Origin of the sequence: Vibrio sp. UCD-FRSSP16_30, assembly GCF_001676025.1 — a bacterium.
Taxonomy (GTDB): Bacteria; Pseudomonadota; Gammaproteobacteria; order Enterobacterales; family Vibrionaceae; genus Vibrio.
The window spans coordinates 145,905-157,855 of the sequence record NZ_LZFW01000013.1 but is presented as its reverse complement, the minus strand read 5'-3'; the positions used below and the strand labels follow the sequence as shown (position 1 = coordinate 157,855).

9 protein-coding genes are annotated in these 11,951 nt (G+C 42.7%); 7 read left to right on the top strand and 2 right to left on the bottom strand.

The features are described from left to right. The first annotated feature begins 5 nt into the window (after positions 1-5). From lpoB to A9260_RS07915, 4 genes are all read left to right on the top strand, one after another. Positions 6-596: a penicillin-binding protein activator LpoB gene (gene lpoB, locus A9260_RS07930; RefSeq protein ID WP_068697817.1), complete on the top strand. Its 591-nt coding sequence runs from the start codon at positions 6-8 to the stop codon at positions 594-596. Between the two features lie 236 nt (positions 597-832). After that, positions 833-1,372, top strand: coding sequence for an alpha/beta hydrolase YcfP (ycfP, locus tag A9260_RS07925; RefSeq protein ID WP_068697815.1), 540 nt, complete (start codon positions 833-835; stop codon positions 1,370-1,372). A gap of 296 nt (positions 1,373-1,668) precedes the next feature. Continuing rightward, positions 1,669-2,958: an NAD(P)/FAD-dependent oxidoreductase gene (locus A9260_RS07920; protein WP_068697813.1), complete on the top strand. Its 1,290-nt coding sequence runs from the start codon at positions 1,669-1,671 to the stop codon at positions 2,956-2,958. Positions 2,959-3,210: 252 nt separating this feature from the next. Then, positions 3,211-4,092, top strand: a complete 882-nt coding sequence (locus tag A9260_RS07915; RefSeq protein ID WP_068697811.1) for an amidohydrolase family protein — start codon at positions 3,211-3,213, stop codon at positions 4,090-4,092. 67 nt (positions 4,093-4,159) lie between these two features. On the opposite strand, the gene A9260_RS07910 is transcribed toward A9260_RS07915, so the two are convergent. Beyond that, positions 4,160-4,939, bottom strand: a complete 780-nt coding sequence (locus A9260_RS07910) for a peptidoglycan binding protein CsiV (RefSeq protein WP_068697809.1) — start codon at positions 4,937-4,939, stop codon at positions 4,160-4,162. A 167-nt stretch (positions 4,940-5,106) separates the two neighbouring features. Next, positions 5,107-8,562 carry a transcription-repair coupling factor gene (mfd, locus tag A9260_RS07905; protein WP_068697807.1) on the bottom strand — a complete coding sequence of 1,152 codons (3,456 nt, stop codon included), beginning with the start codon at positions 8,560-8,562 and terminating at the stop codon, positions 5,107-5,109. A gap of 227 nt (positions 8,563-8,789) precedes the next feature. On the opposite strand from mfd, the gene lolC reads away from it, so the two are divergent. The 3 genes from lolC to lolE are packed head-to-tail and all read left to right on the top strand — an operon-like array spanning position 8,790 to position 11,927. Then, on the top strand, positions 8,790-9,998 hold the full coding sequence (lolC, locus tag A9260_RS07900; protein WP_068697806.1) for a lipoprotein-releasing ABC transporter permease subunit LolC: 1,209 nt from the start codon (positions 8,790-8,792) through the stop codon (positions 9,996-9,998). Further along, the gene (gene lolD / locus A9260_RS07895; protein ID WP_068697804.1) at positions 9,991-10,686 is read left to right on the top strand and encodes a lipoprotein-releasing ABC transporter ATP-binding protein LolD; all 696 of its coding nucleotides are present in this window, start codon (positions 9,991-9,993) and stop codon (positions 10,684-10,686) included. Before lolC ends, lolD begins: the two co-directional genes overlap by 8 nt. After that, positions 10,683-11,927: a lipoprotein-releasing ABC transporter permease subunit LolE gene (gene lolE / locus A9260_RS07890; RefSeq protein WP_068697802.1), complete on the top strand. Its 1,245-nt coding sequence runs from the start codon at positions 10,683-10,685 to the stop codon at positions 11,925-11,927. Before lolD ends, lolE begins: the two co-directional genes overlap by 4 nt. Positions 11,928-11,951 lie beyond the last annotated feature (24 nt).

Here is an 11,951-nt window from a genome sequence, read left to right as displayed (position 1 = left end):
ATATGATGAAAAAAAGTGTAATTGCGTTGCTAGGCTTAGCTGTCATTCTGGGTGGCTGTTCCAACAAAGTAAATTATGGTGATGCTCAAGCAGTAGAAACCACTACAGTAGACTTCGGCTCTACGGATTTACAAAAAATTGCCGCAGAAATGGTGGATAGTATGCTGAGCTCTGGTTCAGTTGCCGCTATTACTAAAGATCAGCGTCCGATCGTATTTGTTGAGCGTATTAAGAATAAAACCAGTGAGCATATTGATACAGAATCGATTACTGATTCAGTGAGTACCAAAATGCTTAACTCTGGTAAGTTCCGCTTTGTGGATATGGATCGCGTAGATTCTGTTCGTAAACAACTGAATTTCCAAAATAATGATCAGTTGGTTGACCAAAGCAGCGCGATTCAGTTTGGTAAAATGGTTGGCGCTCAATACATGCTGTACGGCAACCTATCAAGCATCGTGAAAGAAGCGGGCAGTGATAAAGATGTTTATTACAAAATGACCATGCGTTTGATGGATCTTGAAACTGGCCTGATTGAATGGGCTGATGAAACCGAGATTAGAAAGCAGCAGTCTAAAAGTCTATTAGGGCTGTAAGCATCATCTAAAATAAAAGGTCAGTTTTACTGGCCTTTTTTTTATTTGCGTCTAGGACACTTAATCGTATTCATTATTTTCCTCATTACTTGATGTAGCTCAATAAATGAAGGGCACAATTGTTGCGAGGCAACTTCTTATTACTGAAATACGTGTTAGATTTAAGTAAGTAGTGACGATTATTGGCAGCGATAACTTCTCAATTACTGACTGCCGGCATTAGCAAGGAAGGTTCAATGATTATCTATCTTCACGGCTTTGATTCAACAAGCCCTGGTAACCACGAAAAAATAATGCAACTTCAGTTTATCGATGATGACGTACGTTTCATTAACTACAGTACTTTGCATCCTAAGCATGATATGGCGCACCTTTTAAAAGAAGTGCATAAAGCGATAGAGTCTTCAGATGATCCTAGCCCAATAATTTGTGGCGTGGGTTTGGGCGCATTTTGGTCGGAACGCATTGGTTTTTTATGCGGGATTAAACAGGTGATATTTAATCCTAATCTGTATCCTGAAAAAACAATGCAGGGACGTATTGATCGACCAGAAGAGTATGAAGATATTGCAACCAAGTGTGTTGAACAATATCGCATCAAAAACAAAGATCGTTGTATGGTGATTTTGTCGAAATATGACGAAATTCATGACAACAGTTATACGGCTAAAGCGCTAGAAGATTATTACCAAATCGTTTGGGATGAACATGAATCCCATAAGTTCAAAAAGCTTTCACAGCATCTGCAAACAATGAAGGCATTTAAGAACGCATAACAAATAATTAACGATTTTATAAAAAACCTGCACCTAGCAGGTTTTTTTTTGTGTTAAATTCTATAACACTATTTAAATTAAGGGTATATCGACATTGTTGGTTGCTCAGTAAGTCAATTTGGATATAATGCGATAAATAAATTGATTTAGATCAATAAAATTAAGAAGCGAACTTGAATCGCCAGCTTTTCTCAACGTGAAAATGAAGTGTCTACCGATGCTCAAACCAAATTCTCACGAATTCACACTAAGTGAATTTGTCATCAAAATTATTATTTGAATCAAGGAGTGTTGAAATGGCACGTATTATTATCGTAGGCGGCGGCGCTGGTGGACTAGAGCTTGCAACCAAAATGGGACACAAGTTTAGACGAGATAAAGACTCAACAGTGACCCTAGTTGACCGTAAAGCGAGTCACTTGTGGAAACCTTTGCTACACGAAGTGGCAACAGGCTCTCTAGATGCTGGTGTGGATGCGCTGAGTTATCGCGCTCATGCTAAGAATCATGGTTTTGAATTCCAGATGGGAAGCCTAAGTGATATTGATCGCGAGCGTAAAGTGATCATTCTTGAAGAGCTAAAAGACAGCCATGGCGAGCTTTTAATTCCGAAAAGAGAACTGGAGTACGATTACCTGATCATGGCAATTGGTTCTACTTCTAATGACTTTAACACTCCTGGTGTTCGTGATAACTGTATTTTCCTTGATAGCCCTGAGCAAGCGCATCGTTTCCGTGAAGAGATGAACAATCAGTTTTTAAAACTGCATGCACAGCCTATTCAAGGGCAAGTTGATATTGCCATTGTTGGCGCTGGCGCAACAGGCGTAGAGCTATCAGCAGAACTGCATAATGCAGTAAAAGAGCTGCGTAACTACGGCTTTGGTGATTTAGACTCAAGTAAGCTAAACGTAAGCTTGGTTGAGGCAGGGGAGCGAATTTTACCTGCGTTACCACCTCGTATCTCACAAGCTGCGCACCATGAGTTGACTAAGCTTGGGGTAAATGTACGCACTGCGACCATGGTGACATTGGCAGATGAAACGGGTTTAACCACCAAAGATGGTGAGAAGATCCCTGCACAAATTATGGTTTGGGCTGCTGGCATCAAAGCGCCTGATTTCATCAAAGATATCGCAGGTCTTGAAACAAACCGCATTAATCAGCTTATCGTGAAAGATACTCTGCAAACGACCCGTGATGAGCATATCTTTGTTATTGGTGATTTAGCGCAATGTACACAAAAAGACGGTAAGTTTGTTCCGCCTCGTGCTCAAGCCGCTCACCAGATGTCCAGTCATGCATTCCGTAATATTATGGCAATGATGAACGGCAAAGCGCTGACAGCGTATGAATACAAAGATCATGGTTCATTGGTCTCATTAAGCCGCTTTTCTACAGTAGGTAGCTTAATGGGTAACCTGACTAAGGGATCGATGATGGTAGAAGGGCGTATCGCTCGCGTCGTGTATATTTCCCTATACAGAATGCACCAAGTTGCGCTGCACGGAATGATCAAGACCGGCTTGATGATGCTGGTGGGTCGTATTAACCGAGCACTTCGTCCAAACTTAAAACTGCACTAAGTTAAAACCGTACTAACTTAAAACTGCGATAAGTGTGAACGGGTTTTACCCACAGTAATGGTAACGATTAGAGGAGGAGCTTGATGCTCCTCCTTTTTGTTAAGCATTTATACTAATCTTAGCAAATCTCTGATCAGTCTAGCTGGTTAAAATACTTGATAACCGCGTTGAAATTTTTGATTGTAGAATAACTACTTATCAAAAATATTCGTATAGTTAACGATGGATTTAGAAACTGGAGTGATCTAAAGAATGACGCATACTATCCCAGCTCAAGTGCCTTACTCAACGGGAAGAAATCTTCCGCAATTGTCCGTTCCTGCCGGAGCGTGTGATGCTCATCATCATATTTTTGATCCAGTAAAGTTTGAATATCGCAAAAGTGATACTAGCAATATGCCACCTGCGACAGTCGCGTGTTATAGGATGTTGAAAAAACGCTTTGGCTTTGACAGAAACGTTATTGTTACGCCTTCCGCCTACGGAAATGACAATCGTTGCACGTTAGATGCGTTAGCTCATATGGGGAGTAGTGCTAGAGCGGTCATTGCTATTAGTACTTTACCGAGTCAAGAAGAGCTGCAGTTTATGCATCGATTGGGGGTGCGAGGGATTCGTTTTTCGGTGTCTTCAAGTGAGGACTTTAATGAGGCTTTTATTCGTCAGTGTGCCAAAGCATTAGCTCGGCTAGGGTGGCATATTTGTTTTTGGATTAAAGCCGATCTTATTGTTCAGTTTAAATCAGTATTAGAGAGTTTACAGTGCCAGATTGTGTTTGATCATCGAGGGCAATTACCCGCTGATAAAGGCATACAGCATCCCGCTTTTGAGATAATGAGTACTTTAATGCAACAAGATAGAGCTTGGGTAAAAATATCTTCGGCATACCAAAATTCAATGACCGGCGCACCACACTATAGTGACAATATTTCCATTGGCAAAGCTCTAGTGGAGGCGTGTGCAACCCGTATCTTGTGGGGTTCAGATTGGCCGCATCCGAGTGAATACATCAATAACAGAGAAATGCCCAATGATGTGAGCGTGCTGGATTTATTAATTGAGCAAGCAACAAGCGCGCAATTAGTTGAGCAAATACTGGTGGAAAATCCTGCCAAGTTATATGGATTTGATTGATAAATCATTGACTGGAATTAAAAATGGCTTCCTATAAAGGAAGCCATTTTTGTATTAGGAGTATCGATTAGTTTTCTACGCGTCTTACTTGAATAATCATCCCCATTAGCGGGTTATCCAAATAGTGGGTTTCACCGCTACGCATACGACGTTTTTGATCCATGCGGTAGCCTTTCAAAAAAGTCTCTTCGACTTTCTTAGGTGAAACTTGCTCTAAATTACCAGCCTGAACGTTAGCACTGTCTGCTTCAGTATCCGCCAATACCGCAAAATTATCACTCTCTTTTAGCTGTTCAGGTGATTTCTCAGTGAACGTAATACTGCGTACACTTGGTTGGTGAAGATCTAACTTGGTTTCTACAAATAGGTAATGCTGCACATAAACCTGAATCATACCATCAAGCTCATACAATGGGTCATGATGAGTGTGAGTATCCTCAGAGGCAATCTTTGAGCCATCGGCGTTGAATTGTTTAGAGTAATCCTTACCTGCTTGAATATGGAATTTAGGCGCACTAAATTTACCTTGGTCACCCTGTCGCCAAGCTTTATGAAGTAATACTTCAAAACCCGCATGTCGTTTTAGAACATCACGCTCTTTAAGCAGTTTGTAATGACTAAAAGAAAGCATTTGTGCATGCTTTTTATGTCTATATGCTTGATTGCTGAACGGCTCAACCCCTTGTAAATCAATTGGGGCTAGCTCATTTGGCCATGATTCTGCCGTTGTTTCAGGATCAATTGAACGCTTGAAAATCAACACTTCAACATCAAATTCTCTCTTTTGAGCTTGTGCTAGGTTGGGAATCAGCAAAAGCATCATCAATAGAGGAATAATTTTTTTCATTCTGTCTCCATGGCTTATCAAAGGCCGTTTATCTTTATTAATACTTAAAGGGTAGTGCACTCAACATGACCAGATTACTATGAGTAAAACAATCATGAAAGGGCAATACTTTTCTAGATTTACGCAGTATAGCAGATATCATTTTATTGCTATCGTCTAGCCTGCATTTACGCAACTCTATTTTGTGAAAACTGTTCAATTAATTGTTTAACATAAGAAATCCGATCTCGTCGGTCGGTTAGGTTTTGCATAAATTTGATTTTTGTTGGTCCTTCCATGGCAAACTTATTAGGTTGTGATTGCAGCAGTTTGACCAAATACATTGGGTTGACGTCTGCGTCTGGATAAAACTCGATATAACCGCCTTTATCATGCGCTTCTACTTTATCAACTTTAATCGCCGCGGCCGCAACCTTAATCTCAGAGACTTGAAGTAGATTTTTCGCCGCATCTGGTAGCGGACCGAAACGGTCAATTAATTCCACTTTCATTTCAATTAACTCACGGTCATTGGCAACACTGGCGATGCGTTTATACAGTGATAATCGGGTATTGATATCTGGAATGTAATCATCCGGTAGCAAGGCGGGTAGACGCAATTCTACTTCGGTTTGTTCACGTAACAAGTCATCTAAAGATGGCTCTTTACCTTCTTTGAGTGCTTCCACGGCTTGTTCGAGCATTTCCATATACAAATTAAAGCCGATAGTGTGTATTTGACCACTTTGCTCATCGCCAAGTAATTCACCTGCACCACGAATTTCAAGATCATGAGTTGCTAGGGTAAAGCCTGCGCCGAGATCTTCTAAAGAGGCAATGGCTTCTAAACGTTTGGCTGCATCTTTAGTAATCGCCTTAGGATGCGGAGTCAGTAAATAGGCATAAGCTTGGTGATGGGAGCGCCCAACACGGCCACGTAACTGATGAAGCTGAGCTAAGCCTAAGTTATCCGCGCGATTCATTATGATGGTGTTGGCTGTCGGAACATCAATACCTGTTTCAATAATGGTAGTACACACCAACAAGTTAAAGCGCTGATGATAAAAGTCATTCATCACCGATTCTAGCTCGCGTTCACGCATTTGCCCATGAGCGGTGGTGATGCGCGCCTCTGGAATGAGTTTTGCTAAGTCTTCCGCCACTTTATGGATGGTATCGACTTGGTTATGTAGGAAATAAACCTGACCACCACGCATCACTTCTCGCAGCACTGCTTCTCTAACAATGGCATCATCACTTTGACGTACAAAGGTTTTAATGGCTAAGCGGCGAGCAGGGGGAGTGGCGATAATAGACAAATCACGCATGCCACTCATTGCCATATTTAGGGTTCGAGGAATTGGCGTTGCGGTAAGCGTCAGAATATCGACATCGGCACGCATCGATTTCATTTTCTCTTTTTGTCTCACACCAAATCGGTGCTCTTCATCGACGATAAGTAGCCCAAGATCGGCGAACTTAATATCATCTTGCAGTAGTTTGTGTGTACCTACGATGATGTCAACTTTGCCCTCGGCAACGTCAGCCAGAATTTGTTTTTGCTCTTTAGCGCTTTTAAAGCGAGACAATACTTCGACACGCACCGGAAGGTTGGCAAAGCGGTCTCTGAAGTTTTCAAAATGTTGCTGAGCGAGCAAGGTGGTCGGCACTAATACTGCCACTTGCTTAGCGTTATCGGTACAGACAAATGTGGCGCGCATGGCCACTTCTGTTTTACCAAAGCCTACATCGCCACACACTAGGCGATCCATTGCTTTTGCTTGGCACATATCCGACAAGACAGCATTAATGGCTTGATGCTGATCTTCGGTTTCTTCAAATGGGAATCCGGCTTTAAATTGAGCGTATTGTTCTCTGTCTAATTTAAACTTATGACCAGGTTTAAGCTCTCGCTTAGCGTAAACATCTAAAAGCTCTGCGGCGACATCACGCACTTTTTCAGCGGCTTTACGGCGAGCTTTAGTCCATGACTCACTACCCAGTTTATGCAAAGGTGCTGTTTCTTCTGCGCCGCCAGAATAACGACTGATGAGATTGAGCGAAGAAACTGGTACGTATAGCTTGGACTCATTAAGATACTCAAGGGTGACGTACTCTGTCTTAATGCCACCTGCTTCTAAGGTTTGCAAGCCAATGTATCGACCGATGCCGTGATCTAAATGTACAACCGGTTGTCCCGGTTTTAGCTCGGCTAAATGGCGAATGGCAGTATCGGTGTTGATGTTTCTCTTATCTTTTTTGCGTCGCTGAATGACGCGATCGCCGAGAAGATCGCTTTCACAGATAAGCGCGAAGTCAGGGTTTGCATGAATAAAACCATGTTCAGAGGAGCCTAAAACAAGCGTGAACTTGTCTTTGCTTGTCAGTGCTTCATCAAGCCCTGCGACCGCTTTAGGGGCGATTTTTACCGGAGCAAGCAGTTCTAAGAGCGCTTCACGGCGACCTTCTGATTCCACGGAAAAAATAATCTTGCCGGTATAACCTTCGCTAAATTGTCTGAGTGCCGACATTGGTTCTTTAGTTTGCGGGGCGGCGGCTAAAGCAGGTAAAGGCTGAATGTCTAGATCGAATCGTCCGGCCTTTTGCTGGGTTTGTTCTTTTAGGAGCTTAACTTGAGGCCATTGCTTAACCGATGTAAAAAGCTCATCCTTTTTCATCCACAACTCGGACGGAGCAAGTAATGGACGCAACGGATCAACTTTGCGTTGCTCGTAGCGGTATTCAACATCAGTTAAGAAGGTATCAATCGCCGGTTCAATATCCCCAACAGAAAGCAGTAATGTCTGCTCTGGCAGGTAATCAAATAAGGTGTCGGTATGATCAAAAAACAGCGGCTGCCAATATTCGATACCAGCAGGCCAAGTGCCTTTTGATACTTGCATATACACAGATTCGGGTTCACGCCTTGCATCAAACTGCTGACGCCAACGAATTCGAAAATCTTCTATTGCTTCTTCATTGGTTGGAAATTCATGCGCGGGGAGTAATCGAATTTGCTCAATGTCAGAAATGGAGCGCTGGTTTTCTGGATCAAAGGTACGAATGGTATCAATTTCATCATCAAAGAAATCAACGCGGTATGGATCGGAGCTTCCCATAGGGAATAAATCTAAAATGGATCCGCGACTGGCGTATTCACCCGGTCCAAATACCTGATCAACGTTACGGTATCCTGATTTCTCTAGCTGCATTCTTAATTTATCTAAGGAGAATAGATCGCCGGCTTTGACCATTAATGTATGTTGCAGCAAAAACTCTCTAGGCGATTGACGTTGCAGCAGCGTGCTTACTGGAACAATCACGATGCCATTATTTAATGTCGGCAGTTTGTATAGCGTTGCGATGCGATCAGAAATTATATCTTGGTGCGGCGAAAAATTATCATAGGGTAGGGTTTCCCAGTCAGGGAATACCGATACCGGAACGGCGCTAAATTGCTCTAACTCCATTTGTAATTTCAATGCTGTTTGTGGATCACTCACCACTAAAAGTATCGGATTTTGGTGCTGTTTGGCCAGTTGCGCTACAGCAATAGCAAGCGATGCACCTTGTAGGTTACCTAGCTGTTTTCTATCTCCTGCTTTTGAGGCGATAGGTAAAGCAAAAAGTGAGTGGTTATCCATAAGAGCGTGAGATTCCAAGATAAAATGATCTGCATGTAATGTACCTGATTATCGTAAACCCAAGCGCGTTTATCTATCAATAACTGTCGAAAAAATGCGGAATCATAGTGTGATTGCTCAATTATTGACGTTTTGTGAATGATTCTGAATAAAAAGAGAGTCAAACACTACTCGAAGGCACAATTAGTGGTTACATTAATGGCACTATTATTATTTATCGGTTGGTTATGTTTCGACCTATTCCACTTTATATTGGCCTACGTTACCTAAGAGGGCGTTCGGGAGATCGTTTTAGTCGATTTGTGTCCTATATGTCTACAGCTGGCATTACGATTGGCGTGCTGTCTTTAATTACTGTTTTATCGGTTATGAACGGTTTTGAAGGGCAATTAAAAGGGCGCATTTTAGGTGTACTTCCGCAGGCGATTGTCGGGGATGTTTCTGGAAAAACTGTTCGTACAGAACTGCCTCCTCAATTTATTACCGCTTTACCGCATGTTGTTGATACCGCTCCGATTGTTTCCAGTGAAGCGGTTTTGCAAAGCCCAGCTCATTTGGCTGCGGGACAACTGATTGGTATTGATGGCAATCTTAATGAACCGCTGCGTAAATTTATGCTTTCAGGGAGTGTCGATTCTCTTGAAAAAGGCAAATATCACATTTTAATTGGGCATACTTTAGCGCGGACGTTAAAAGTAAGTCAGGGCGATAAAGTGCGCCTGATGGTGACCAGTACCAGTCAATATTCACCCATAGGACGTATCCCTAGTCAGAGAAACTTCACGGTGTCTGGCATATTTAATACCGGTTCTGATGTGGATGGCCAATTGATGGTGGCCAACATTGAAGATGCTGGTCGTCTACTCAAAATGAATTCGAGCCAAATATCAGGTTGGCGTTTGTATTTAGATGATCCATTTGCGGTGAGTCGTTTAGCCCAACTGCCTTTAAGCGAAGGATGGACTTGGCAAGATTGGCGTGCTCAACGAGGTGAATTGTTCCAAGCAGTTAGAATGGAAAAAAACATGATGGGTTTAATGCTGGGGCTTATTGTCGGCGTTGCCGCCTTTAACATTATTTCAGCGTTGATCATGGTGGTCATGGAAAAACAATCCGAAGTGGCTATTTTGAAGACTCAAGGCATGACCAAGCAGCAAGTTATGGCTATTTTTGTGGTACAAGGTGCCAGTAGTGGCGTTGTGGGTGCCGTATTTGGTGGCTTATTGGGTATCTTATTAGCCAGTAATCTCAATTCAATCTTACAAGTGCTTGGTGTTTCTTTATATGCGTACGGCGGTAAATTACCGATATTGATTGATTATGGACAAGTGCTCGTCGTGGTTAGCCTTGCCGTCTGTTTAAGCGTATTTGCCACCCTTTATCCTTCCTACCGAGCAGCATCAGTTAAACCCGCCGAGGCGTTAAGATATGAGTAATTTATTAGAGTGTCACAATTTAGAAAAAACCTATTCTGAAGGGAATGTCGATACTCAAGTTCTTAGAGGCGTGAGCTTCTCTATTGGCCAAGGCGAATTAGTTTCAATTATTGGCAGTTCTGGTTCAGGTAAGAGTACTTTACTGCATATCCTTGGCGCATTGGATGATGCGACAGTGGGGGATGTGCTCTTTAATGGACAGGATTTAAGCGATCTTAGCAGTAATCAACAAGCTAAATTACGCAATCAACATTTAGGCTTTGTCTATCAATTCCATCATCTATTGGCCGATTTTACCGCCTTAGAAAATGTGGCAATGCCGTTATTAATTGGCGGTGTAAAACCGGCTAAAGCAAAGCAGGCAGCGCAAGAGTTGCTTACCCGTGTTGGTTTAGATCATCGCTTGGAGCATCGACCTTCTGAGTTGTCTGGCGGCGAGAGACAAAGGGTTGCGATTGCAAGAGCGCTCGTGAATGAACCATCGCTTGTTTTGGCGGATGAACCCACCGGTAATCTTGACCACACCACGGCATTGGGTATTTATGATTTAATGCGCGAGTTAAACCAAAAATCAGGCACGGCGTTTTTAGTGGTGACTCATGATAGTGAGTTAGCCAGCAAGATGGATCGAAAAATGTATATGCAAGATGGGTTGTTAGTGCAGGCAAATGATGAGGTAGTCGAGTGATTAGCTCTTTATCCCTTTTCATTGGCGGACGTTTTAGTCGAGCAAAGCAACGCAATAAAATGGTGTCATTTATCTCTTTGTCATCAACATTGGGCATTATGGTTGGTGTCGCGGTCATCATTGTTGGTCTTTCGGCAATGAATGGCTTTGAACGAGAGTTAGATAACCGAGTGCTATCCGTTGTTCCTCATGGCGAATTTGCAGCAGTGAATAAACCGTTAGAAGACTGGCCACAGCTGGTCAAAGTGATCGAAAAACAGCCACAAGCGGTGGCAGCTGCGCCTTATGTGACTTTTACGGCGCTTGCAGAAAAAGGCACTCATCTAAAAGCCATTCAGGTGAGGGGAGTTATCCCTAAGCTTGAAGGGCAAGTGACTAAACTGTCTGATTATATTCAATGTGATGCGTGGCAGCATTTTGAAGCTGGCTCCAAACAAGTGATTTTAGGGCAAGGTATTGCTCGCCAGCTGGGTGTTGATGTGGGGGATGGGATCTCTTTAATGATTCCGGTTGCGTCTAAAAATGGGCGGACACAGGCACCGAAGCGAGTTCGTTTAAATGTCAGTGGTATCTTTTCGCTTGGTGGTCAGCTTGATCATGGATTAGCTTTAATACCGCTACAAGACGCCCAGTCTTATCTTGCATTAGGCGATACCGTCAGTGGTATTTCAGTTAAAACAACCGATGTTTTTGACGCGACTCATCTTATGCGTACGCTGGGTAGCCATTTACCTGTGTATGTTTACATTAATAGTTGGAAGCAAGATTTTGGTTATATCTATCGCGATATACAGATGATACGCACCATCATGTATTTGGTGATGGTTCTTGTTATTGGTGTCGCCTCTTTTAATATCGTTTCAACCTTAATGATGGCAGTCAAAGATAGGGCAGCAGAAGTGGCTATTTTACGCACTATGGGCGCTCAAGACTCATTGATTAAAGGCATCTTTATGTGGCAGGGCGTGTTATCGGGCGTACTGGGCGCAGTGGCTGGTAGTGTGTTTGGCGTGTTAATTGCGCTGAACCTTACATCGTTAGTTCAGGTGGTTGAGAGCATAATTGGACATAAGTTTCTATCTGGTGATGTGTATTTTGTAAACTTTTTACCATCAGAAGTTAACTTTATGGATGTGTTAATTGTATCGGGTACCGCCATTGTTCTTAGTTTGTTGGCCACTTGGTTTCCGGCCAGTAAGGCGGTTAAACTCAACCCCGCAACGGTGCTGAGTTCCAAATAACGATGGATCTTAGAACCAGGGTGA

Excerpts from the sequence above, each read along its gene's own strand:
- lpoB (WP_068697817.1), top strand. The coding sequence starts at position 6 with ATGAAAAAAAGTGTAATTGCGTTGCTAGGCTTAGCTGTCATTCTGGGT.
- ycfP (WP_068697815.1), top strand. The coding sequence starts at position 833 with ATGATTATCTATCTTCACGGCTTTGATTCAACAAGCCCTGGTAACCAC.
- A9260_RS07920 (WP_068697813.1), top strand. The coding sequence starts at position 1,669 with ATGGCACGTATTATTATCGTAGGCGGCGGCGCTGGTGGACTAGAGCTT.
- A9260_RS07915 (WP_068697811.1), top strand. The coding sequence starts at position 3,211 with ATGACGCATACTATCCCAGCTCAAGTGCCTTACTCAACGGGAAGAAAT.
- A9260_RS07910 (WP_068697809.1), bottom strand. The coding sequence starts at position 4,939 with ATGAAAAAAATTATTCCTCTATTGATGATGCTTTTGCTGATTCCCAAC.
- mfd (WP_068697807.1), bottom strand. The coding sequence starts at position 8,562 with ATGGATAACCACTCACTTTTTGCTTTACCTATCGCCTCAAAAGCAGGA.
- lolC (WP_068697806.1), top strand. The coding sequence starts at position 8,790 with ATGTTTCGACCTATTCCACTTTATATTGGCCTACGTTACCTAAGAGGG.
- lolD (WP_068697804.1), top strand. The coding sequence starts at position 9,991 with ATGAGTAATTTATTAGAGTGTCACAATTTAGAAAAAACCTATTCTGAA.